The following is a 23,438-nucleotide window of genomic DNA, read 5'->3' as shown; positions in this document are numbered from 1 at the left end:
AAAACACTTGTTGCAGACAAACCTTTAAGATCTGCGACAAGTGTTTTTAATCGTGCTCATTCTTGGCATTCGTTATATTGCTCACTATCTTTTATTAAATGTGTGAGCAGCCCTTCTTGATAACCAGCCACTTTCTTGTCCTTTATGTGTTTTGCTAAATCAACTAATTGGACATGTCGGATGCTATTCAACTTACTTAGGCGCTCTTGATTCAATCGGACAGACGGTGAGGATAGAGCATAGTCGCCAGGAGACATTCTCCATAAAACAGCCTGCTTTGGATAACGTTCTAAAATCCGTTGCGCCATTTGAAGTCCTTCCGGATCAAAATCACCACTGTAATGAATCCTGCAACCGGCTAATGCCAGCAAATCAAGCATTTTCCAGCCGGCAATTCGAATTTGACCATGTGTACAAATCAAGTTCATTGTCGGAACATCATCCAGGATGGCAGAGAACACACCCGAATTTTCAACGACAAATACATCTTTTCCCCGACTCAAATGACAACCGTCCAACCGTAAGATTTCTCGCAATGGGACGTTTAAAACACTTTGTTGCTGACTGGCTGCTGCGAACACCGGATGGATACCCCCGTTATACGTCGCTTGGATATTCGCAATTGAGATGAAATTTGAAATATCATCGCGTAAGACACCGAACGTGAGTAACAATGCATTGATGGCTTCACTCGAAGTCGGATAACCTTCTTGTTGATTAGACAAATGATACAGATAATGAATGAGACATCTTCCTAAAACAGTTGATCCGTCGAAGGCATGGGGATCACCCGCTATGCGTTGCGCATAGACCGAAATCCGCTCCAAATCAGATGGTTTTTCGGTAATCGCAAGATGAAGTGTCTTTAAAATTGTCTCATTTTCATCTAGCTGTTTCAGTATCCAGCGATGTTTCTCATTTTTTGCTTCAAGCAATGATAACCAGTCTGATAATTGAGGATACCTGATCTTTCGTTGCTCGAATTTCTGTCGTCTCAGTTCTTGTTCATCCATTCGGAGTTGTTGCTTCCACAAAATCGGCTCTTGAAAGTACAGTTCCAATAGTTCATGTAAATCGGCAACTTGAAAACGTGTTTCCTGAAGGCGACGTTCGAAAAGTCGTAACGAAACCGTTGGGTTCTCTTGTAGGTGATGAACCGACCGTTTTAAAAAACCGCTGAGATGATTCAGCTCTTCCTTTGTGAATTGTTCAATTTTGACCGTTCCGCTTACTTTTCCTAATGATTCGTACTTTTTTCGAAACAGTTGAAACAGTTTTTCATAAACAGGATACTGAGTAAAGTAATTTACCGCTTCTTCAGCACGGTTACTCATTGCTCTATCCTAGATTTCCCGTCCCATTCATAACGCATGACTGTGACGAAATTTGCATTTTTAGGTCGAAGTAACTCGGTTATCGCCAGTGACGAAACCGTCGTATAATCGCCCCATAACACTTGGGAATTCATGATGTAATTAAAGCCTAACGCTTCCACTACTTCAAACATTTCGCTGATATTATTTTCGTCAACTCCAGCAAATGCCTCATCCAACGAGATGATGTAAGGTGCATCTTGTTTCGCCTTCTGATACCTCGAATAACAGGCAGTGAACAATGGCACATACATCGCCATCGCCTTCTCTCCCCCACTGAACTTGAAGAAGGCATCATTTTTTAATTCACGTTTCGGCTCATTTGGTCGTACATACCATAATTCAAAGGAAAACCATTTTCGGTAATCCAACACGTTTTGAAGCACTTGGAGTAGAGTCTGTCCTTCTCCAGACTCTAACATCATCTGTTTTGCAAACTGAATCCGCGAACGAAAATGTGCGGTAATCCGATCGAAATCATCATCCTTCAGCAATCTTGCATCTTGCTCTAACAAATCGACTAACGCCTTTGTGTCCATTTCCTGTTCAGAATCCGCCGTCTTTGGAACCCACTTGATTGAAAATTTCAATCCGGATGATGTATCTTGATTTTCCATCAAGTCTTTCATATTTTTTGTCCATTGTTTGGCATTATGAATTTTCGCACGCAGCATCTTCCCGACGGAGTCTAATAGGATGTCTTCATACAATTGACGATCCAATGCGCTTAGACGGTCTTGTTGAAGCGTATATTCTGAATGAATCTCATCAAAGAGTTCGTGAGGCAACACTTGATTACCATGAAGCTCGAACTGAAAAAGAATCCGGCTGAAGGCACGTTGCCACTCATGCAAAAGACTTCGATTTCCGACTTCCATCACGTCTTCCTCCCATTCCGGCAAGTCACGGCGGGGGCTAGATTGACGCATCCGATATTCAATCAAATCTGATTGAGTCTCGTTAAATAATTTAGTCAAACGTTCTTCTAAACGAGAACGTTCTTTTAGTGCGAATGTTTTCAGATGTTCTTTCCAAGTTTCAAGGTTTTCTTTGTCATCCAATTGAACATTTCTCCAGGCAGCTCTCATGTTTCCTTCCCACAGTTGCTCTAACTTCCGTAAGAAATCGAGTTGTTTTTGACGCGATTCACTTTGTAGGACAAGATTTTTTTCACGTTCTGTAAACGTCCCGATCTCTTTTGAGATGACTTTCATCCGCTCTTCGGATTGACGAATTACTTCGACAAGTTCTTTGATTTTTTGTTCGATTTCTTCAGCTCCAAGCAGTTTCAACTGTTCTTCAAGTGCTTCGATTTCATATTCGACTCTTTCTCGTTCCTGAGTCACATCGATCCATTCCTCGTGCGCAATCTGAATGACATGTTCTTGATCTTCGATGCGTTCCGTCCGCTCGACGATCCGTTCTTCGAGTTGACAAATCTCCCCATGGCGTCTCATGCACGTTTCAATAGCGTCGATGTAGGTACGCATGAGTCGTTGCGCCTGTTGATAGGCATCCACCGTCATTTTAATCGAGAGTTCACTGGTCTCTTCTTTAAGCTTTGCCTTGTTTTGACGAAGCGTTTGATTTAAGAGGGTCCGTTCGGTTTCAAGACGTTCCAACACATCTTCATGACGTAACAGGAAACGTGTTGTCTCCTCAAGCTGACGTGTTGCTTCCTGTAAGTCATCCTCTTTCGGAAATGCCTTCCACCATTGATCGATTTGAGTCATTTTTGTCTGTATCTCCGTCAAACGGCTGTTTTGTTCTGTCAGCCGTTCCTCATAGACACGAATCTCTGCGTTCAAATCGGTAACGAGCTGCGCACGATGCCGTTGTCTCGCTTCTTTTCCGATATAACAGATACGCTCTTGATCAGGTGCATGACCTTGAAGAGAACCGAAACGATATCTTACTTCATCAAAATCAAGCATGATGTCGCCCTCTGTATGAATCGAAATACTTTGTAAGATATGCTCAATTCGTCCTCGCGGTAACGTCGTCTGTTCTGCGTCTACTTCTAAATAATCAAATAATGTTTCACCGGTCAGAACAGCACGTGGATGTAACACACAATCATGTTCTACCTGTTCATCGACTTCTAAAATCAAGGCGTCCAATAAACCACTCGCCATCAAGACCCGTTCAATGCGCAGAGCTGTATCCGGTGAGACGTGATGTCGAAACGATGTCACTTCGTATAACGGAGCATGTGGCTGTTTCGAACGTCTTAACGCAAGGCGTGCTTCTTGGCGTTGTGCATCCCGAACAGGTTCTGGATCCTCCTCCTCGTTGACCAACCGATCACGTTTTTCCTCGAGAATTTGTTTTTCTACAGACAACGCTTCATATACTTGTAACGCCTTATACTGCTCCGCTTTGAGTTCCAGTTTTTCTTGCTGGATTTGTTCAAAAAACGGCTCTCTCACTTTTTCATAAGACACCGTCTGCGGCACATCTTCTAGTGAACGAATAAACCGGCGGCTTGTTTCCTCTGCCAAATCAAAGGAAACTTGATCGGACCAGTCGTATAACTGTTCGACGATCCGTTGCCGTTCTGTATGTTGCATCTCTTTCCATTTAGCCGCATCATTTCTCGATCGGTCAACGACTTCTTCCACTTCAGAGGCTTGTCGCGTCTGTTCTGCGTAACGCGACTGAAGGGTGGCCAGTTCTCGTAAGGCTTCGTACAATGTTCCTAAACGTTCCTCGTGCTGCCGAGCCATCCCTTTCCATGTTTCAAATGAAAAGTCCTCTTCTTTTTGAGCATATGCTTTACGGTAAGTTTCATGTAACGAGAAGTCACTTTCTTGCGCTTCATACTCGATTTCATCGATTTGATCCGTTTGTGCTTCGATCAGTTGTTGGAGTAAAAAGACTTTCTCGTTCTTATCTTTCACCAATTGTCGTCGTTTGTCTTCTTCACGTTCTTTATCCCGCTCTCGTCCCGTCTGTTTTTCGATCAGCCGGTCAAGGGTTTCCGTTTTTCTTAACTTATCCTGTTGCCAATGAAACACTTCGTGACGTGCCAACTCCATCTGACTGTTTTGGGCAACCTGATATTTAAGCGTAAGCTGATCGTGTTCATTCGTATGCGTGATTAAAGACTCAGACAAATTCTTGATTTCACTTAATTCGTGTTCCAAATCGTTTTCTTCTTTTTTACGTTCTTTGATGATTTCTTCCCATTGTTCCACTTGATCGAACATTAACCTTTCTTCATATTCCTGATAAGCGGTCTTGATTTTTTGGATGGCCGTGACTTCACGTTCCAACTGTTCCATCTGTTGTTCGGTCTGATCCATTTGCTCAAGAGAATCCGAAAGTGAAACGAGATCGTCTTCCGACAAGGCAGGCAAAGCTGCTTCTAGAATGTCATAAATAACAGTCGGCTTAAAATCTTTAGAGAGTTTCGGACTTCTTAATTCAATGAGTAACTTGATTAGATCGTCATAAGCAACGATGTCATCAAACCCGAAGACATATCGATTGACGAGTTCTTTGTATTCTTTTTGTGTCGTGACGACCACACCGCCGTCACCGATTCGATTTTTCAATTCGATTCGTGAGAGTGGTCTCTTATCCGTACCATTTGCACTCCGGACGGTTTCATAGAGTTGAAAATCTTCACGAATCCGCCGTCCATCCGTAATGACGAACCCTGTGAAATGGATATCCTTTCCGCGTTTCGCCTGCAGACGGATTCCCGTCGTGATGTATTGATTCGTATTTTTACGTTTGTATTCTAAAAAAAGATAACCTGTACGCTCTTCGATTTTAGATACTTCTTTTTCACCGAGCAGATAATCAATCATCTTTCGAGAATGTGATCCAAATGGATCAAGTCGTTTTGCCGTATAGCGTCCATCCAAAAGAACCGGTAATAGACTTTGCATCGTGACAGACTTACCTGAACCGTTTGTTCCGCGCAATAATAATTTTCCGTCTTTGAAATGTAAAATTTCGTCGTCATAATACCAAAAATTGAATAACCCCGCTCGATTCAGTTCCCATTTATTCATTCCGACTCTCCCTCTTTTCTTCATAATCTTTCGGATAACGGGCAATGACACGTGAGATTCCTGGAAATACATGAATCATTTCCTCTGCTTCATCGACAGATGCCAACTCCCAGTTTTTCCACAATCGTAGTACTTCTTTCATGATATGTGCGATTGAGCCTTCTCTATAGTCTTTAGACCATCCATGCCCGTATCGTTCTTTTGTTTGATACAACAGTCGTTTAAAACGACTGAAGGGCAAATCAAGATGACCTAAAACGAGTTCTTGGTTATCAAGTGTTTCCATCAACATTGCGGTGACATGAAGCGATACATCATGGATTGACCCTCTTCCCGGATAATAGGTATACATCGTTTTCGGCTCCGGCAGGTTCAAGAACGCGACGTCACGGTATACCTCTAACCGAAAAGGCGTGGTTTCTAAGAAATCATCTTGTAATCGATCACGATAACGTCTGATATACTGAAAGTCTAAGTCGTCTTCACCTTTCCGACGGACAAAAGGTGTCATCCGAAGTGCCCGATAGACACGTCGACGTGTCATGTCTTCAGGACGACGTTTCCACTCTTGCTCCAACAACTCATGTTCATCATGAAAACGTGTCAAATCATCAGGATAGGCACGCATAAAGTATTTTGCATAAATCGTCACTTCGTACAACACGTCTTCCGTCGTATCCGATTGGTACCCTTCTAGATATCCGTCAATCGTTCGAATGAGACTAAAACCAATCACTTCACGCATTGCCCGAATCAATGATTGTCGAATCGTATAGACAGACCATTCGATTTTTTCAAATCCAGGATAGGTTTCCGCCACGTACTCGGTCAAATCGGATAACAAGAACTGCTCATCGACGCGCTTTCGTTCAAGAAACGCTAAGATACAACAAAACAACACATAATCCGTCGTCTTCTCAAATGTTTGAATGCCCATCCAAGGTTGTGGTTCGACAGGGATTTTTTCCAACTTTGCGAAGTATCGATGAACGATAAGTTCCAACCCATATTTATCTTGCAGATGTCGTTTTAATACCATCTCGCGATCGCGAATCGTTCGGTACATGTCTGGTTCTTGATCGCGAATAATCCAAAACTTCTCAAACAATACATTCAGTGCGTTCGTTGCAATTTCATCCATTCGTTCCAATACGCTCCTTTCTCTCTATGAAGTGAATCGTCATATCCGGCATGCGTAAAGTTCCATCTGTCGAAGTCAATTCAATTTGTTTCGTTTCATCGATTTCAATACGAATCACATCACCGTATGCTGTTTTGATGGTTCGATTCTCCTGCATCATCGCCTTTGCCACCCAAGCCAGGAAAATTTTTCGGACAAACGGTTCCACTTCGCTCATTTCTGAAAGATGAATTGTATCTTGATCGAGGTGACGATGCATGATTTCTTGTTGATGGAGTTGCCGCGCCAGATGTTCAGCACGCACTCGCTCTTTCTCTTCTGTATAATCAATCGCTGCACTCGCCCGTGTCCGCTCACGGTAATCGCGGACGAGTGGTACACGTTCATGGACAGCCGGTGATTCGGTCCAAATATCTGCGTACATTTGATCAGTTGCAATGGAATCTGCGTGCAGATGACGCGTTTCGCGCATTCCGAACAGCACCGCCGATAATCGATGTGCTTCTTCTAAGGAATCCTTTTCTAAAAACCAATTGGCGATGTACATGTAGTCCGCTTGACGACTACGGCGCGATTGATGTCGTTCACCAAAACGTTGCACGATTCTCGTCATACGACGGATTGCTTCGTTTGTTTGTTGTTGAATGAGATCATATTGACTAATCTCACCTTCCTTACCAATGAACCAACGTTTAATATTCGCAAACGTCATCAGCAATTCATCTAAACTACCTTCGACGGATTGACCAATGATTTTTTTAGATTGATGGTCCTCTACACGTTGAAGATACTCCTGCAAATACTCATCTGACAGATTTTCAAATAAAAACTGAATACTCGATGACGTTCGTTGGAGGGTGATGATGAAGTCACTCAGATACTGGGTGAATCGATCTTTATACATCAAGAACGCTTCTGACTGCATCTGTTCGACCGTTTGCTCACTTCGTAAATATCCGAAATAATCGGATGTATTTTGTTTGATTGCTTTAAAATACATGATTAAATCGTTCCACAATTGAGAACAGTCTTCGTTTGATAACTTCCCCACGTTTTGAATTTGTTCCAACACATGACGAAATCGTTGAAACTGTGTTTTCTCGAGTGATCCGCTAAAATAATCACCCTTTTCTTCGAATTGAATGAGCATTCTTTCAAATTCAACTGTAAAAGGCGTAATCTGATAACGAAAACGACGTTTCTTGAATTCCTCAATCGTACGAACCCGACCTGTTTCCTGTTGCGCCGTTAAATTCCCCCACTTTACGAGTTGGGATAAATCCATATGTAAGCGTTCTAAATCATACTCACAAAAAAGTTCATCTTCTTGTAACGCTTCTAATATCATTTCCGGGACTAAAAACTCCAGTAAATGCTCATGTTGGATATAAAAAAATCGTAATATCCTCCGGTAATGCGGACTTTTATCTACTGTCATATATGTTGCTTCTGAAATCCGATCCATTACTTGACTCACTCCTTCTGACATGAACTAGTCTTACTTAACAGTGTCGCATATTTTTAAGTTTGGACGTGGTCCAATATTTTCACAGGTAGACACCAATCAAAGCAAGGGCTTGTCCGATGTAACTTTGATCGGACGGCAGTACGTGTTTCGATTCACCGGAAAAGCTCCATTCAATCCGGACGTGCCCAAGCCGGTCGTAAATCAATTCAAAGACAAACTCACTATTTTTAAAAGAAACGCTTCCCGGAAACCGTTCGTGTACCATCCGGAACTCACCGGCAAACCGGTCATACTCTTCAAACGACAACGTCATCTGATGAATTTTTTTAGCCTGATGCCAAACTTCGATTTTTAATACAGCCGACGATCGATTCACTTCCATGATGTGCCACGCCAGCGTTTCCTCATATCCTGTAAACGGGATAATATGTTTCAACGAAATCACCTCTTTTTGAATGAATGCCTGCCAGACAGGGAATGGTTTTATATCGAATCCGGTATAGTTTGTCCTCTTACGAAAGGAGACTTCCGATGAGTACATCACAAAAGACGTTGCCGACAGATCAGAGTGTTGATGCCTTTTTAAGTCAGATTACACCTGTCACGAAACGAACGGACTGCGAACAGTTACGCCAGATTTTCGAAGAAATGACGGGGCAACCGGCCGTCATGTGGGGAGAAAACATCGTCGGATGCGGACATTACCATTACCATTATGCGTCCGGTCACGAAGGCGAATCGTTTCTCGTCGGGTTTTCGCCGCGCAAGACGAATATCAGCCTTTATCTTGCGACTGGTATTGAGCGGGACCAGTACCTCGCGCGCCTCGGCAAACACACGAGCGGTAAAAGCTGCATCTCTATCACTAAATTAGCAGATGTCGACCTGCTTGTCTTAAGAGAACTGATTGTCCATTCGGTCGCTTTTCTCGAAACAACCTATCCGAAATACTAAGCTCCCCAAAAAAACGTCCCTGCTTCCGCTGATTTGGCGAAAGAAAGGACGTTTCGTTTACTGTTTCAATTTAATGCCCGCTATCTGCTGTGTCGATATGACGAATATGTTTGAGATTAACCCAGATGATGACAACAGACAGTAAGACGAACGCACTGCCGACATAAAACGGCAGGTTAGCATTGTAGATTTCAGCCAATTTACCGGCCATGAATGGCGCGATGGCTGCCCCGAGAAAACGTAAGAAACTGTATGCAGCGGATGCTGTCGAACGTTCGACCGGTGCTGCATCCATGACGGCTGTCGTAATCAAGGTGTTGTTATTCCCGAGAACTGCCCCGGCAAGAATGACACAGACGATGACGACAGCTGGTGTTTCCGTAAAGATCCCCATTAACAACAACAGGACGGCGAACAAGAGAAGCATCAGTACCATTGCTTTGATTGTTCCGAGCCATTGTTTTAATTTTGGTGCGGTTAACACGGATGTCAACGCAAGCAACATTCCCCAACCGAGGAAGACGAAACCGAGTCCTTTTGCCGGGAGCTTCATGACGAACGGCGCATAGGCCATGATCGTGAAGAATCCGACATTATACAAGGCGGCGACGATACCGAGCGTCAGTAAAGACCGGTGTTTCATTGCCTGGAACGGCGCAATCAACGAAATCTTTTTCGCCGGTGTTGCGGTTGCGACCGGTTTCGGCATCAGGAATAATAACACGAGAAACGCGATGACCATGATCGTCGCAACACCCATGAAAGGTGCACGCCATGTGATCGAACCAAGTGTTCCACCGAGCAATGGACCGATTGAAATCCCGAGACCGACTGCCGCTTCATATAAGATGATTGCTTTCGCTGTTCCACCGGATGACAGCGAGACGATTGCTGCAAGTGCTGTTGCAACGAACAGTGCATTCCCGAGTCCCCAACCACCGCGTAACGCGACGAGTGTCCAGATGCTGTCGGCTTGTGATGCAAAACCGGCAACCGTAGCGATGACGGCAATCCCGAGCATCAGTGTTCCTTTTTGACCGATCCGCGAAGAAATCGCACCGGTGATCAGCATCGCAAACGCCATGACGGCGTTATAGCTTGTAAATAAGAGTGTGACTTCACTTTTGGAAGCTTCGAGGTTTTCAGCAATCGTCGGTAAAACCGGATTGACGAGCCCCATTCCCATGAATGCCGTGATACTGGCAAAAAATACGGCCCAAACAGCAATCGGTTGATGCAGCAAACCGTGTTTACTTTCCGCTAAGACTGTTTCAGGCGCAAGTGTTGTTGTTTTTTCAGCAAGAGCCATATAAATCCTTCTTTCTTAAATAAACTGTTTAAAGGAGTGACGGATGACGTCACCGCGACTGATGATTCCGACGAGCTTTCCGTCTTTGAGAATCGGTAATTTTTTAATTCGTTTTGCGCCGAGTGTCGCCGCAATTTCTTCCATTTCCGTTTCTGTCGTAGCCGTCACGACTTTCCGGCGTGCCATCTCCATGACCGGTCGCGTCAAGATGTGACGGACCCGTTCTTCGTAATTTTCGTCATCACCTTTGATGACATCGACGTACAAAAACGTATCGACAATGATGTCTTTATGTTTGCCGATGGCCCGCATGATATCGCCGTCGCTGATATAGCCGACGACTTCCTGCTCTCCGTTGACGACCGGAACCCCACTGATACCGGACGTGATAAAACGTTCAACCACCGTGCGGATCGTATCCTGTTCGTTGACGGTAATGACTGTTTCTTTCATCGATTGATAAGCTTTCATCGGAATTCTCCTTCATCAGATGCTGTAATTAAAAGATGTAATTAAAATAAGTTCATAACAATAAGTTTCACGATACAATTAAATAACATTTATGATTGTATAATACAACTATAACCTTGTCAAGAAGCCTGCCTTTGATTGACAGAGGACAGCTCGTGCGTAATGATGAGGGCAATGAATGCTAATGAGAGGTGACAACATGTCGAATCAATCCCTGGAAACAATCGAACTGGAACTGGCGATTCTCATTCGCCGTTTAACGACGGCAACGGCGGATAATCGGAACTTGGACCGTGCTTCCTACCTGCTTTTGCGCCAGTTATTACATTCTGGCCAAGTCGGTGTCAAAACCCTTGCCCGTGAGTTACAACTTGACGTCTCGACCGTCAGCCGGCAAGCTGCTGCGCTCGATCAGAAAAAATTAGTCGAAAAAATAAAAGACCCGACAGACGGCCGTGCCTTCTTTTACAACATCACCGATTACGGTCAACAGGAGCTCGAGATTTACCGGACAGCCCGTCTGACGAGCATCGAACGGTTGTTAACCAACTGGCCGGATGAGGATACCGAGTCATTTGGCCGACTGCTGAAACAGTTTAATCAGGCATTACGGGAACGGTGAGTTTCTGATCATCATACCTATAAAAAAGATAGAGAGAGGGACGCTAAGATCCTTCTCTCTATCTTTTGTGATACAAATTTTTAAAATGCGAACTATTTAATATCCGTCTTTTAAGATTTCTGCCTAATAGAACTCCAATCTTAATTAAAGTAAGGATTTAAATATTCTCGATTTAAAATTAATAAAACTATTTCCATGATACCCGTAGTACATAAGGTGTCGGCAACTAAATATCTCCGCTTCTTCTCCAGTTGGATATACAAATTTTATAGTGCTTTCTTTTTCTAATAAGCGAATGGATTTTTTCTTAAGAGCACTGAGCTCAGAATTAGAAATTACAATATTTTTCCCCAGCAAAATATTCAACAAGTACAGAAGACTCGCTTTACTATAAACAATAAGTACTTTAGGGCGATCAATCAGTAGTAATTCATAAAATAACGATTCGGCTTGTTGAATGACTTGTGGAAATTTTCGCTCGTAATACTTTAATTCTTTTAAGTTACGCGTCGGATATGGAATAACGTTTGTTTCTAAAACATTCAACCCGCTCCTATTACGAAGTTCTTCGGAAAAACTCGTAATTCCTAAACGTGTTCTTGAAGGATTTCCTCCCTTACTCCTGACATATGAATACATTTCTATATATTTCTCAGGACAACTTAAGGCCTCCATATAACAATCCAATGGATATTGTTGAACTGAGATTGGTGTTGCAGGATTGATACCCATTAAATAAATATCAAAGTTCCTTTCACTTTTGGGTCGTGGTGTAAACGGTCGATAAAATACATTTCGTGTGTCAACTCTATGAGGCGCGACACCTTGTAACAGTTTTTCAATTTGTTTAACTCGCTGATTCACTTTTTCTTCCCCTCACTTTACCAGTCTAGACATTCTAGCTAGTCAGCAAGTTTTCCTTCTCTATTCATTATTGTGCATGTACTATCTTCCTAATTTTTCCGATCTGCTCCGGTGTCGTCCGGCAACACCCGCCAATCAACCGGGCACCTGCTGCATACCATTCCGGGGCAATGTCTTCAAACGCTGTACACACTGCTGCACCGGACCAGGTCTTGCTGACCGGATCATACTGTTCACCGGAATTCGCATAAACGATAATCGGGACATCCGTCAGTTGTTTTAATGTCGTGATGAACTCCGTCGCAATCGATGCCGGAAAACAGTTCGCGCCGATCGCCGCCAGTTGCGGATGATCTCCTAACGCTTCGATACATTCACTCAACGGTGTTCCTTCACTGATGTGTGTTGCGTCACGCAGGGAAAAGGCAAGCCAGGCCGATTGTTCCGGAAACTCCTCGAGCAGCCGGAACAGCATTTTCGCTTCCTGCAAGGAGGGAATCGTCTCAAATGCCAACACGTCCGCCCCTGCCGCGATTAACGCTTCCAGACGAGGACGGTGGAAAGCTTCAAGTTGCGCATTGTCGACTCCGTAATGACCGATGTATTCGGATCCGTCCGAGAGATAGGCACCGTAAGGACCAATCGATCCCGCAATCAAAGCGTGATCCGCTGCCGGTCCGGTTTCCGCACGTGCCTGCTGTGCCAGATAGACCGTTTGTTTCATCAGCTCGATCGCTTCCTCTTCTTTAATCCCCCGGCTGCTGAAGCCGGCGACACTCGCTTGGTAGCTGGACGTGATGGCGCAATCCGCCCCGATTTTAAAATAATCCGCATGGACGCGGTGAATCTGTTCCGGTTCTTCAAGCAGTACCCGGGCCGACCAAAGCGGATCATCGAGATTTCTCCCATGGCGTTCAAGTTCCGTCGCCAGTGCTCCGTCCAATAAAATATAGGGTTTTTCTTTTAACAGTTGTTCAACTGGATTGTTGTTCTTTGACATCTTCCACACTCCGTTTCCATGATGTTTTTGTCAGATGATGAACGATGTAACAGACCGCGATAAACGGAACCCCGAAATAGAGGGCGACCTGTTGCGTCGGATCAAAGGCGATTCCGATCAATGAAGCCAAACACATTAAAAACGACAGAATCGGTACAAACGGATACCAGGGCGTCCGGTAAACCAAATCGTTTAGATCATGCCCCTCTTGCAGATAGCGCTTGCGGAACATGAACTGTGAGGCGCTGATACTCATCCAGACAACGACGACTGCCAGTCCCGAGATCGAGACAAGCGCAATGTAGACGGAACCCGGTGCATAGACGCTGGAGAACAGGGCAAGCAGACCACCGAGCATACTGAAGAGAACGGCACGTGTCGGCACTTCGCTCGCATTTAATTTAGAAAAGTACGGCGTAATCATCCGTTGATCGGATAAAGACCACAACATCCGTGATGCGGCGTACAGACCCGAGTTCGCTGCTGACAAAATCGCGGTCAGAATGACGAAGTTCATGATGTCTGCTGCAAACGGAAGACCGATCCGTTCAAACACAGCAACGAATGGACTTTCAAGCACTCCTTTTGAATCATTTGGTAACAGAATCGCAAGAACAATGATCGTCCCGACAAAAAATAAGACGAGCCGGAAGACTGTTGTTCGAATGGCGAGAGGAACCGTCCGTTTCGGATCGACCGCCTCACCTGCTGCAATCCCGATTAACTCTGTTCCGGAATAGGCAAAGTTAACGGCAAGCATCGTCATCAAGATCGCGAACGCTCCGTTCGGAAACAGGCCCCCCTCCGTCAACGGAGCGAGAAGCGGTGCTTGTGAGCCGTCCGCGAGGGGCAAGAATCCGACGATTGCTGCTGTTCCTAAGACGATGAACACTAAAATCGTCAGCACCTTGACGGCAGAAAACCAAAATTCAACTTCCGCGAACAAGCGGACCGTCAAGACATTGATGCCTAAAATCATGACGACGAATAAAGCACTGAACAGCCAGACCGGAACATCCGGAAACCAGCGTTGCATCAATAAACCGGCTGCCGTAAATTCCGAACCGAGCGCGACCGTCCAAGTCAGCCAGTAAAGCCAGGCGACGGTATAGCCTGTTCCGGATCCAATATATTTCGTCGCGTAGCTGTGAAAGGCACCCGTCTCCGGCATATGTACCGCCAGCTCCCCTAGACAAAGCATTACCAGATAAATCGCCAGCGCTCCGACCAGGTAAGATAAAATCGTGCCGACCCGACCGGCCTGCTCGAGCGTATAGCCTGTACTTAAAAATAATCCGGTCCCGATGACACCGCCGAGTGACAACATGACGATATGCCGGGATTCCATTTTCCGCCGAAACGTTCCTTCTTTCATTACTCCTCCACACTCCTCTTTTTCTCGTTAAACTAAAAAAAAAACGCACCCACATGCATGGGTGCGTCGGTCGACAATCAAAGGAAGCTTATCGATCGGGTACAACACCCGCAGGAATTAGCACAGTATCTTTCGACCTGTTGCTGAGGCTTCAAAGGGCCAGTCCCTCCACCTCTCTGGATAAGAATGTAATTTTTCATAACAGTACCAACCCTGTTCTGAATTGTCAACACAATTCAGAATTTATCATGTAAAAAAAACGCCTTACACCAAAACGGTATAAGACGTCTGTCGCTTATTTCTTCGCAAACAAATCAGCTGTCTTCAATGCCATCCGAACCGCTTTCCGGTTCAATGTGCCTTGTTGATGCTTCATTTCTTTTGTTTGACTGTTCAACTTGCCTTGAAGTGATTTGATTTTCTTATCTTTTTCAGCCATTTTCGCTTTATCGCGTTTTTGAGCTGCCACGATTTTTTGTTCTTCGGCTGGGAAATATGATTCAAAACGTGAAACGGCTTCTTCGATACTGATTCCTGTGATCGGTTTAACGACCGGAAGCAACTCTGCTTTGGCCATTTCACGATCAAACGGAACGTTCTCCGGATAGTTCGTTTCTTTGTAGATGTGTTCTAGATCATTTGTATTCAGGAATTCCACGAAGTTATCAAAGTTACGTGCTTGAACACGTGTCGGACTTTGGAAGTCAGCCGACTCAATCACATCCGACAAGCGTGTGCTGTCTGTGATGTCATTTGCCCAAATGTGTGTCAATTGGTGATAATCCGTTAATTCGCGCATCCGTGCATCTTTCGGAATCAGGATACTTGGCGTTCCGGCAAGTGTTGCCGTGATGTTACCGTGAAGACGTGCTCCGAAGCTGAAGTCAGCTTCTTTCAAGAAGTTGATCCATGTCTGCGCGTTCAAGAAGAAGCGGACACGGTCGTTCATGTAAGTCGGATCCGACATCTTGACCGGATAGTTCGTGACGGATAAGTCAGCAATCGGATGTGTTCCTGTGTACGTCAAACGCAACTCTTTCATCCATTGCGGGATGAAGTAGTGGTTCGGGTACTCTTCCATTCCGCGTGTGATGAAGTTAAGGACGTTTTGCGGTGCAAGACGTGACGAGTTGACACCGATCATTGAATCTTTTGTGATATTCGTTTCACGAATTTTCAAATCACGACCAAACGCATACATCGATGGGCAACCGATGACTTTGTGATCGATTCCTTCGCGGAAACCAAGACGCGTCAAATATTTTGATGTGATTTCGCCGCGAAGTCCAAGCATGCTTGAGCGCTCAAGAACTGCGCTGACAAACGCTTTAACGTCTTCATCAAATGAAAAACCGTCGTTTAAATTCGCTTCAAACGGTGCGCGTAAACCGACACCGATGACGACGACCGGAATCTTTAGTTTTTTAATCAATTTTGTATATTTACGAAGTGTCGGGACGAATTCTTTACGGAATGCATCAGCGAGTGGAATGACATATAAATCGAAGTTCGCATTGATTTCATCTGCACGCTCTTCTTCATAGTAGTAGTAATCCGGTGTGATCGTCGTGCCCTCTGTCATCAGGGTGCGGAAAATACTGTATTGATAAATCAGGTTTCCGACGTTCCCTCCGATTGAGTTATGCTTCATCAAATATTCTGCGTCGAACTGTTCAAACGGTGTCATACCCGCACGGATAATAATACGTTTCATGTAAAATAATTCCCCTCTCACTTCTGTTTTCATTTAAAAAATATAAAATATATTTTGCTTTTTTAACCATCTTGTCTTTTCAAGGATAGTTGAATGCAATTCAGCAAGTCAACGAATAGCTGAAAATTACACATTATTGTGGATTATGAAAAATATAGGCTCAATACAAACTAACAAATGTTCCCTATATAACAACTAGTTAAACATCTTTTCTCGACATACGATAAATTTTGAGATTTGCATAAATCGCCGGCAACATCACTTGCGTCGCTTCATCTTTCGAAAGAAGTGTGCCGAACAAATGAGCTGACTCGACTTCATTACCTTTCTCCATGTCACGTTGTAAGGACGACTTCATCGTTTCATCCATTTGTGCGATCTGTTGCTGTTGAATCTGTTCAATCCCATCACTGAACACAGCACCTTGGCGTTCCATCGCTTCTTTGGCTTCCGTTGCCAGGCGGCGGATCATCATCATTCCTTCTTCCTGCGAACGAATCGGACCGATTGCTGAACGGAAAAGCGACGTCACACCGGAAAACGTCGTGATGAACAGATACTTATTCCACATATCGCGGGTAATCGTATCTGAATAGTTGATCGGAGCCGCTGTTCCGGTCAAATGCTGTTTCAATTCTTCCAAGCGGTCTGTCCGCGTTCCCGGCAATGGACCAAATAACAGATGGTGGGACGGACTCGTCTGTACGATGTGTCCTTTTCCATCAAGCGTTGACTCGATGAAACAGAGTCCGCCCAGCACACGTTCCGCTCCGAAGTGTTGCTCCAGTTGCTTTAAATGGGCCATTCCGTTTAGCAACGGCAAAATATATGTATCGGTTGCGACGAACGGTTCGATGTCCTCTAACACCTGCTCCAGATGATAGGCCTTGGTCGATAAAAGAATGACATCAAACGTTCCTTTTTCTCCGGTCCGGATCAGACGCGGAGAACAGGTAATATCTCCATGCAGACTCTTGACCTGAAGTCCCGCACGCAATTCCTCAAACCGGCGTTCACGGACTAAAAATGTGACGTCTTCCCCTTTTTCCGCCAATCGTGCCCCGAAATAACCACCGACGGCACCGGCACCGACTACTAAAATTTTCATTTTATCCCTCCATCTGACTGATGTCTTCCGATCTGTTCTACGCTTTCGTTCTCTAGCCTATCACATCGAAAAGCCGTAATTTTGATAAAGATGACAATTTAATTAAAGCGCTTGCATTTTAGTTTTCCTCGTTTATACTACTTGTATACAAGTATACTTATTCGACAAAGAGGGTGTTTTTTATGTCTGATCTTTTATACCCGATTAAATGGTTATCAAAAGCATCCGCCGGTGATCGTGTCGCCCATGAACTGCGGATGCGGATCATTTCCGGCAAGATCGAGAGCGGTACCGTCCTATCCGAAAACAAACTGGCTGCTGATTTTTCCGTCAGCCGGTCTCCTGTCCGGGATGCCCTGAAGGTATTGGCGTCAGAACGCATCATCCGGTTGGAACGCATGGGCGCCGTCGTCGTCGGACTGTCCAAACAAGACATCCAGGAAATTTACGATGTCCGTCTGTTAATCGAAACATTCGTTTTTGAGCGGATCGTTAAGATGGATCGTCAAGATCTGGTCCGTGAACTGAGCAAAGTTCTCGAGATGATGAAGATTGCCATCAAGTATAAGGATGCGGATGAATTTTCGTATCAAGACGTCCTGTTTCACGAAACGATCATCCGGTCGATTAATCACGGATATGTCAGCATGATGTGGCAGAATCTCAAACCTGTCATGGAAAGCTTCATCCTGCTGTCGATGCGTCAACGAATCGAAGACGATATCGAAGATTTTGACCGGATTCTCGAGAACCATGCCCTCTACATCGAAGCGATTGAGACCGGCGACCGCAAACGAATGATTGCTTCGCTGCATCAGAACTTTGATGATGTGCAAGAGGTTGAGGATTTATGGAAATCGCAACAACTGATGACGAAAGGAGTCGAACCACATGACTGAACACATGTTAGGGATTGATATTGGGACGACGAGCACCAAAGCCGTACTCTTTACGACAAAAGGAGAAGTCGTCGGACAAACGAACGTCGGCTATCCGCTCCACACGCCGAATCGCTCGACGGCGGAGCAGGATCCGGAAGAGATCTTCCATGCCGTGCTCGAAAGCATCCGGTTGATGACGAAACAACATCCGACCGAGCAACCGAAGTTCGTCGCCTTCAGCAGTGCGATGCACAGCTTGATTGCGATAGATGAACACGATCAACCGTTGACCGCCTGCATCACGTGGGCCGACAGCCGGAGCGAAGTCTGGTCGAACCGGATCAAGGAACAGTACGGTTACTCGATTTATCACCGCACCGGAACTCCGGTTCACCCGATGTCGCCGCTCAGCAAGATTTGTTGGCTCGTCGAAGAGCATCCGGACATTGCGGCACGGACGAAAAAATATATCGGGATCAAGGAATTTGTTTTCCAGCGTCTGTTTGGACAATACGTCATCGACCATTCACTCGCTTCAGCGACCGGTTTATTCAACATCCATGATCTCGACTGGGATGCGGAAGCGTTACAGGTCGCAGGCATCGATGCAACCAAATTGTCGCGACCGGTTTCGACGACAACGTCCTTTACCGATTTAGCACCGGAATACGCCAAACAAATTGGCCTAGATCCTTCTACACCGTTCCTGATCGGGGCAAGCGACGGCGTCCTGTCGAATCTCGGGGTTAACGCGATCCGGAAAGGCGAAATCGCCATTACGATTGGAACGAGCGGCGCAATCCGGACAATCATCGACCGTCCGCAAACGGATGAAAAAGGCCGGATCTTCTGTTACGCCTTAACCGAGAACCATTGGGTCATCGGTGGACCGGTCAATAACGGCGGCATGGTCTTACGCTGGATTCGTGACGAACTGGCCTCGGCGGAAGTCGAGACCGCGAAACGTCTTGGTATTGATCCATATGCCGTCCTGACGAAGATTGCCGAACGCGTCCGTCCCGGATCAGACGGTTTACTGTTCCATCCGTATTTGTCCGGTGAACGGGCTCCGCTTTGGAATCCGGATGTCAGTGGTTCGTTCTTCGGATTGACGCTGTCGCATAAAAAAGAACATATGATTCGGGCCGCCCTGGAAGGTGTCATTTATAACTTGTACACTGTCTTCCTGGCGTTAATCGAATGTATGGATGGTCCGGTCACACGGATTCAGGCAACCGGGGGGTTTGCCCGTTCTGAAGTGTGGCGTCAAATGATGGCAGATATCTTCGAGTCGGAAGTCGTCATTCCGGAAAGTTTTGAAAGTTCATGTCTTGGAGCCTGTATTCTCGGATTGTATGCGACAGGGGAAGTCGATTCGTTCGAGGTGGCAGCAGACATGATCGGCGATACACATCGCCATGTGCCAAATGAGGAAGCAATGCACGAATACCGTCAGTTACTGCCGATCTTCATCAGTTTGGCACGTGTCCTGGAAACGGATTATCGACGCATCGCTACGTATCAACGGGGTCTGATTCAAAAAGAAATTTAATTTAAGTTTTTGGGGGAAGTCACATGCCATTAGTCATTGTTGCTATCGGGATTATTCTGTTACTCGTTTTAATTATGGGGTTAAAATTAAACACGTTCGTTTCTTTAATCATCGTCTCGTTCGTCGTCGCTTTACTGCTTGGAATGCCGCTTGATCAAATCGTCACGACGATTGAAGCCGGTCTCGGCGGCACGCTTGGTCACCTCGCCTTAATCTTCGGACTCGGTGCCATGCTCGGGAAATTGATTGCCGATGCAGGCGGTGCGCAACGGATCGCGATGACGCTTGTCGCGAAGTTTGGGGAAAAGAACATCCAATGGGCTGTCGTTGTCGCCTCATTCATCATCGGGATTGCGTTATTCTTTGAAGTCGGCTTGGTGTTGTTGATTCCAATCGTCTTCGCCATCTCACGTCAGTTACGCGTCTCGATCTTGTATCTCGGGATTCCGATGGTTGCTGCCCTTTCCGTCACACACGGCTTTCTTCCGCCTCACCCGGGCCCGACCGTTATTGCCGGAGAATACGGAGCTGACCTTGGTCAAGTTCTCTTATACGGCTTTATTGTAGCCGTACCGACCGTCATCATCGCCGGTCCGATCTTTACGAAAATCGCGAAACGAATCGTTCCGGATTCATTCAAGAAAACCGGCAACATCGCTTCACTCGGGGAACAAAAAGAATTTAATCTCGACGAGACACCAGGATTCGGTATCAGTGTCTTCACAGCGATGCTGCCTGTCCTCCTGATGTCGATTGCCACGATTTTAACGTTATTACAAAAAACGCTCGGTTGGGAAAGCAACACTGTTTTATCTGCCGTTCAATTCATCGGAAACGCATCGACGGCGATGCTGATTTCCTTGCTTTTCGCTATCTACACGATGGGACTGGCCCGTCAGATTCCCATTAAAACCGTCATGGATTCTTGTACGACGGCCATCACACAAATCGGAATGATGCTACTGATCATCGGCGGCGGCGGTGCCTTCAAGCAGGTCCTGATTGACGGTGGTGTCGGTAAATTCGTCGCTCACCTGTTCGAAGATACGACATTATCACCGATTTTACTGGCGTGGATCATCGCAGCCATCTTACGGATTTCACTTGGTTCGGCAACCGTCGCTTCACTGACGACAGCCGGTCTCGTCATTCCGTTGCTCGGTCAATCGGATGTCAATCTGGCGCTCGTCGTCCTCGCAACAGGAGCCGGCAGTTTGATCGCTTCACACGTCAACGACGCCGGATTCTGGATGTTTAAAGAATACTTTGGATTAACCATGAAAGAAACTTTCGCGACGTGGACCTTGCTTGAGACAATCATTTCCGTCTTCGGACTTGGATTCGTCCTTCTGCTCAGTCTCGTCGTCTAAAAAAGGAGTCGGTACACTATGCTACATTCAATCGGAGTCATCGGGCTCGGCGTCATGGGGCGCAACATCGCCTTGAACATGGCAAGCCGTCAGGAAGACGTCGCTGTCTATAACTACACACGTGATTTGACAGATGACTTAATGGCACATAACGAAGGATTGTCGGTGCATCCTTATTACGAGGTGGCTGATTTTGTTCAATCCCTAGCCCGTCCACGAAAAATTTTCGTCATGGTCACGGCGGGAAGTGCCATTGATTCGGTCATCGAGTCGCTGATTCCACACCTCGAAACAGGCGATATCATCATGGACGGTGGAAACTCGCATTTCCATGATACGGAACGCCGCTTTGATCAGTTGCAACAACACGGAATCGAATACATCGGTGTCGGCGTCTCCGGCGGTGAAGTCGGTGCGCGAACCGGCCCTGCCATCATGCCGGGCGGTACAAAAGAAGCCTACGAACAAGTCGCGCCGATTTTGACGAAGATTGCGGCACAAGTGAACGGCGAACCGTGTTGCGTCTACATCGGACCAAAAGGGGCCGGCCACTTCGTCAAGATGGTTCACAACGGGATCGAATATGCCGACATGCAGCTGATCGCGGAAGCGTACAGTTTCCTCCGGGTTCGTCTCGGACTCGACGTCGAAGAAATCGCGGATGTCTTCGCATCTTGGAATGAAGGCGAGCTGAAAAGTTATCTGATCGAGATTACAGCCGATATTCTCCGCAAAAAAGATGACGAAACCGGTCTTCCGTTGATTGATGTCATCCTGGATCAAGCCGGTCAAAAAGGGACAGGCAAATGGACGAGCATGCAATCGATTGATAACGGGATTGCTTCGTCCATCATTACGGAAGCCCTCTTCGCCCGCTATCTTTCTGCCGTCAAAGAAGAACGTGTCGCTGCTGCTTCCTTCCTCGGTGGACCGGAAGCCCGTGAGATGCTCGATAAAGACGTCTGGATCGAACGGATCCGCCAAGCGCTCTACATGGGGAAAATCGCGGCTTACGCGCAAGGGTTCACACAGTACCGGACGTCATCCGAACTATACGACTGGAACCTGCGTCTTGAAGAAATCGCCTTGATTTTCCGAGGCGGCTGTATCATCCGTGCCGAGTTCCTCAATGTCATCAGTGAGGCGTTTGCGAAAGACGAGTCGCTTGCGAACTTAATGCTTGCACCGTACTTCGCGGACAAGGTGCAAGATTATCAAACAGCACTGCGTCAGGTGGTCGCTGAAAGTTCATTATCCGGACTCGCTGCTCCGTGTCTCAGCACATCGCTGACTTATTACGACAGCTACCGGACGGCGAACTCCAATGCGAACATCTTGCAAGCCCAGCGTGATTATTTCGGCGCCCATACGTATGCCCGGACCGATCGCGAAGGAACGTTCCATACGGACTGGCAGTAACTTATACAGCTTTCATTTCCTGTTTCATTTAAGGAAATGGAAGTTCTTTTTTTGTTCACACTTTGTTTATCAGAATAGGAAATTGCAGGTTATGTCTTGACAAAACTAAGCGTCTATATGAAATTAGTATTAGATTAGAATTATTCTAGTGTGATAGATACAGTTTTTACTTTCTACTAGAACAGATTCTTAAATAGAACCCAACAGGAGGATTTTTATCATGTCTTTAATCGGAAGTGAAGTAAAACCATTTAGTGCATCAGCATTCCACAACGGAGAGTTCGTCGATCTTACAGATGCCAACCTTCGTGGAAAATGGAGTGTCGTTTGTTTCTACCCAGCAGACTTTACATTCGTTTGCCCGACTGAGCTCGAAGATCTTCAAAACCAATACGCAACACTCAAAGCGCTCGACGTTGAAGTGTACTCAGTTTCAACAGACACGCACTTTACACATAAAGCATGGCACGAAACTTCAGAAACAATCGGTAAAATCGAGTACGTCATGATTGGTGACCCGTCACACGTTATCTCACGTAACTTCGAAGTCCTAAACGAGCAAGACGGACTGGCAGACCGCGGAACGTTCATCATCGATCCGGACGGCGTTATCCAAACGGTTGAAATCAATGCAGGCGGAATCGGCCGTGACGCAAGCACACTCGTCAACAAAATCAAAGCAGCACAATATGTACGCAACAACCCAGGCGAAGTTTGCCCAGCGAAATGGGAAGAAGGTTCTGCAACACTTACACCGAGCCTTGACCTCGTCGGAAAAATTTAAGGAGCGGATTT

The 23,438-nt window shown here is 45.8% G+C and carries 19 protein-coding genes and 1 riboswitch; of the genes, 7 read left to right on the top strand and 12 right to left on the bottom strand.

Annotated elements, in window-relative coordinates:
- Nucleotides 1–56 precede the first annotated feature (56 nt).
- The 5 genes from ABIC15_RS10740 to ABIC15_RS10720 all read right to left on the bottom strand — a co-directional run bounded on the left by ABIC15_RS10740 (nucleotide 57) and on the right by ABIC15_RS10720 (nucleotide 8,449).
- A complete protein-coding gene (locus ABIC15_RS10740) occupies nucleotides 57–1,334 on the bottom strand; it encodes a TIGR02679 family protein (protein WP_354020675.1) in 1,278 nt (425 codons plus the stop codon).
- Complete coding sequence (locus ABIC15_RS10735; RefSeq protein WP_354020674.1) at nucleotides 1,331–5,395, bottom strand: TIGR02680 family protein; 4,065 nt, start codon at nucleotides 5,393–5,395, stop codon at nucleotides 1,331–1,333. Before ABIC15_RS10735 ends, ABIC15_RS10740 begins: the two co-directional genes overlap by 4 nt.
- Nucleotides 5,388–6,536, bottom strand: a complete 1,149-nt coding sequence (locus ABIC15_RS10730; RefSeq protein WP_354020673.1) for a TIGR02678 family protein — start codon at nucleotides 6,534–6,536, stop codon at nucleotides 5,388–5,390. The genes ABIC15_RS10735 and ABIC15_RS10730 overlap by 8 nt, the downstream gene beginning before the upstream one ends.
- The gene (locus ABIC15_RS10725; protein WP_354020672.1) at nucleotides 6,529–8,001 is read right to left on the bottom strand and encodes a TIGR02677 family protein; all 1,473 of its coding nucleotides are present in this window, start codon (nucleotides 7,999–8,001) and stop codon (nucleotides 6,529–6,531) included. The genes ABIC15_RS10730 and ABIC15_RS10725 overlap by 8 nt, the downstream gene beginning before the upstream one ends.
- A gap of 82 nt (nucleotides 8,002–8,083) precedes the next feature.
- On the bottom strand, nucleotides 8,084–8,449 hold the full coding sequence (locus ABIC15_RS10720) for a WapI family immunity protein (protein WP_354020671.1): 366 nt from the start codon (nucleotides 8,447–8,449) through the stop codon (nucleotides 8,084–8,086).
- 86 nt (nucleotides 8,450–8,535) lie between these two features.
- Here ABIC15_RS10720 and ABIC15_RS10715 point away from each other — a divergent pair, with 86 nt between their 5' ends.
- Nucleotides 8,536–8,958, top strand: coding sequence for a DUF1801 domain-containing protein (locus tag ABIC15_RS10715; protein ID WP_012371847.1), 423 nt, complete (start codon nucleotides 8,536–8,538; stop codon nucleotides 8,956–8,958).
- Between the two features lie 70 nt (nucleotides 8,959–9,028).
- Here the strand turns inward: ABIC15_RS10715 and ABIC15_RS10710 are convergent, their stop codons facing one another.
- Together ABIC15_RS10710 and ABIC15_RS10705 are read right to left on the bottom strand one after the other, a co-directional pair.
- Entirely contained in the window at nucleotides 9,029–10,267 is a 1,239-nt protein-coding gene (locus ABIC15_RS10710) for an MFS transporter (RefSeq protein WP_354020670.1), read from the bottom strand.
- A 15-nt stretch (nucleotides 10,268–10,282) separates the two neighbouring features.
- Nucleotides 10,283–10,738, bottom strand: a complete 456-nt coding sequence (locus ABIC15_RS10705) for a CBS domain-containing protein (protein WP_012371849.1) — start codon at nucleotides 10,736–10,738, stop codon at nucleotides 10,283–10,285.
- Nucleotides 10,739–10,937: 199 nt separating this feature from the next.
- Here ABIC15_RS10705 and ABIC15_RS10700 point away from each other — a divergent pair, with 199 nt between their 5' ends.
- A complete protein-coding gene (locus ABIC15_RS10700; protein ID WP_354020669.1) occupies nucleotides 10,938–11,360 on the top strand; it encodes a MarR family winged helix-turn-helix transcriptional regulator in 423 nt (140 codons plus the stop codon).
- A 144-nt stretch (nucleotides 11,361–11,504) separates the two neighbouring features.
- Here ABIC15_RS10700 and ABIC15_RS10695 read toward each other — a convergent pair whose 3' ends face one another.
- From ABIC15_RS10695 to ABIC15_RS10675, 5 genes are all read right to left on the bottom strand, one after another.
- The gene (locus ABIC15_RS10695; protein ID WP_012371851.1) at nucleotides 11,505–12,224 is read right to left on the bottom strand and encodes a hypothetical protein; all 720 of its coding nucleotides are present in this window, start codon (nucleotides 12,222–12,224) and stop codon (nucleotides 11,505–11,507) included.
- A gap of 67 nt (nucleotides 12,225–12,291) precedes the next feature.
- The gene (mmuM, locus tag ABIC15_RS10690) at nucleotides 12,292–13,224 is read right to left on the bottom strand and encodes a homocysteine S-methyltransferase (protein WP_354020668.1); all 933 of its coding nucleotides are present in this window, start codon (nucleotides 13,222–13,224) and stop codon (nucleotides 12,292–12,294) included.
- The gene (locus tag ABIC15_RS10685) at nucleotides 13,199–14,599 is read right to left on the bottom strand and encodes an amino acid permease (RefSeq protein ID WP_354020667.1); all 1,401 of its coding nucleotides are present in this window, start codon (nucleotides 14,597–14,599) and stop codon (nucleotides 13,199–13,201) included. The genes mmuM and ABIC15_RS10685 overlap by 26 nt, the downstream gene beginning before the upstream one ends.
- An 85-nt stretch (nucleotides 14,600–14,684) precedes the next feature.
- Nucleotides 14,685–14,786: riboswitch (SAM riboswitch) on the bottom strand.
- A gap of 108 nt (nucleotides 14,787–14,894) precedes the next feature.
- Complete coding sequence (locus tag ABIC15_RS10680) at nucleotides 14,895–16,313, bottom strand: polysaccharide pyruvyl transferase family protein (protein WP_012371854.1); 1,419 nt, start codon at nucleotides 16,311–16,313, stop codon at nucleotides 14,895–14,897.
- 199 nt (nucleotides 16,314–16,512) lie between these two features.
- Nucleotides 16,513–17,421 carry a ketopantoate reductase family protein gene (locus ABIC15_RS10675; protein WP_012371855.1) on the bottom strand — a complete coding sequence of 303 codons (909 nt, stop codon included), beginning with the start codon at nucleotides 17,419–17,421 and terminating at the stop codon, nucleotides 16,513–16,515.
- Nucleotides 17,422–17,603: 182 nt separating this feature from the next.
- Between ABIC15_RS10675 and ABIC15_RS10670 the strand changes: the two genes are divergently transcribed.
- The 5 genes from ABIC15_RS10670 to ahpC all read left to right on the top strand — a co-directional run bounded on the left by ABIC15_RS10670 (nucleotide 17,604) and on the right by ahpC (nucleotide 23,427).
- Nucleotides 17,604–18,320: a GntR family transcriptional regulator gene (locus ABIC15_RS10670; RefSeq protein ID WP_354020666.1), complete on the top strand. Its 717-nt coding sequence runs from the start codon at nucleotides 17,604–17,606 to the stop codon at nucleotides 18,318–18,320.
- The gene (gntK, locus tag ABIC15_RS10665; RefSeq protein ID WP_114596741.1) at nucleotides 18,313–19,854 is read left to right on the top strand and encodes a gluconokinase; all 1,542 of its coding nucleotides are present in this window, start codon (nucleotides 18,313–18,315) and stop codon (nucleotides 19,852–19,854) included. The genes ABIC15_RS10670 and gntK overlap by 8 nt, the downstream gene beginning before the upstream one ends.
- A gap of 23 nt (nucleotides 19,855–19,877) precedes the next feature.
- A complete protein-coding gene (locus ABIC15_RS10660; RefSeq protein ID WP_354020665.1) occupies nucleotides 19,878–21,224 on the top strand; it encodes a GntP family permease in 1,347 nt (448 codons plus the stop codon).
- Between the two features lie 18 nt (nucleotides 21,225–21,242).
- Entirely contained in the window at nucleotides 21,243–22,643 is a 1,401-nt protein-coding gene (gene gnd / locus ABIC15_RS10655; RefSeq protein WP_354020664.1) for a decarboxylating NADP(+)-dependent phosphogluconate dehydrogenase, read from the top strand.
- A 220-nt stretch (nucleotides 22,644–22,863) separates the two neighbouring features.
- On the top strand, nucleotides 22,864–23,427 hold the full coding sequence (gene ahpC, locus ABIC15_RS10650) for an alkyl hydroperoxide reductase subunit C (RefSeq protein WP_012371860.1): 564 nt from the start codon (nucleotides 22,864–22,866) through the stop codon (nucleotides 23,425–23,427).
- The last annotated feature ends 11 nt before the right edge of the window (nucleotides 23,428–23,438 follow it).

The organism is Exiguobacterium sp. PvP048, from assembly GCF_040549175.1.
GTDB lineage: Bacteria > Bacillota > Bacilli > Exiguobacteriales > Exiguobacteriaceae > Exiguobacterium_A > Exiguobacterium_A artemiae.
This window is presented reverse-complemented; position numbering and strand designations above follow the sequence as displayed.

Bases quoted from the DNA above. Each gene is read 5' to 3' on its own strand.
- ABIC15_RS10710 (WP_354020670.1), bottom strand. From the start codon at position 10,267: ATGGCTCTTGCTGAAAAAACAACAACACTTGCGCCTGAAACAGTCTTA.
- ABIC15_RS10675 (WP_012371855.1), bottom strand. From the start codon at position 17,421: ATGAAAATTTTAGTAGTCGGTGCCGGTGCCGTCGGTGGTTATTTCGGG.
- gntK (WP_114596741.1), top strand. From the start codon at position 18,313: ATGACTGAACACATGTTAGGGATTGATATTGGGACGACGAGCACCAAA.
- ABIC15_RS10700 (WP_354020669.1), top strand. From the start codon at position 10,938: ATGTCGAATCAATCCCTGGAAACAATCGAACTGGAACTGGCGATTCTC.
- ABIC15_RS10670 (WP_354020666.1), top strand. From the start codon at position 17,604: ATGTCTGATCTTTTATACCCGATTAAATGGTTATCAAAAGCATCCGCC.
- ABIC15_RS10685 (WP_354020667.1), bottom strand. From the start codon at position 14,599: ATGAAAGAAGGAACGTTTCGGCGGAAAATGGAATCCCGGCATATCGTC.
- ABIC15_RS10680 (WP_012371854.1), bottom strand. From the start codon at position 16,313: ATGAAACGTATTATTATCCGTGCGGGTATGACACCGTTTGAACAGTTC.
- mmuM (WP_354020668.1), bottom strand. From the start codon at position 13,224: ATGTCAAAGAACAACAATCCAGTTGAACAACTGTTAAAAGAAAAACCC.
- ahpC (WP_012371860.1), top strand. From the start codon at position 22,864: ATGTCTTTAATCGGAAGTGAAGTAAAACCATTTAGTGCATCAGCATTC.
- gnd (WP_354020664.1), top strand. From the start codon at position 21,243: ATGCTACATTCAATCGGAGTCATCGGGCTCGGCGTCATGGGGCGCAAC.
- ABIC15_RS10740 (WP_354020675.1), bottom strand. From the start codon at position 1,334: ATGAGTAACCGTGCTGAAGAAGCGGTAAATTACTTTACTCAGTATCCT.
- ABIC15_RS10705 (WP_012371849.1), bottom strand. From the start codon at position 10,738: ATGAAAGCTTATCAATCGATGAAAGAAACAGTCATTACCGTCAACGAA.
- ABIC15_RS10725 (WP_354020672.1), bottom strand. From the start codon at position 8,001: ATGGATCGGATTTCAGAAGCAACATATATGACAGTAGATAAAAGTCCG.
- ABIC15_RS10660 (WP_354020665.1), top strand. From the start codon at position 19,878: ATGCCATTAGTCATTGTTGCTATCGGGATTATTCTGTTACTCGTTTTA.
- ABIC15_RS10730 (WP_354020673.1), bottom strand. From the start codon at position 6,536: ATGGATGAAATTGCAACGAACGCACTGAATGTATTGTTTGAGAAGTTT.
- ABIC15_RS10735 (WP_354020674.1), bottom strand. From the start codon at position 5,395: ATGAATAAATGGGAACTGAATCGAGCGGGGTTATTCAATTTTTGGTAT.
- ABIC15_RS10715 (WP_012371847.1), top strand. From the start codon at position 8,536: ATGAGTACATCACAAAAGACGTTGCCGACAGATCAGAGTGTTGATGCC.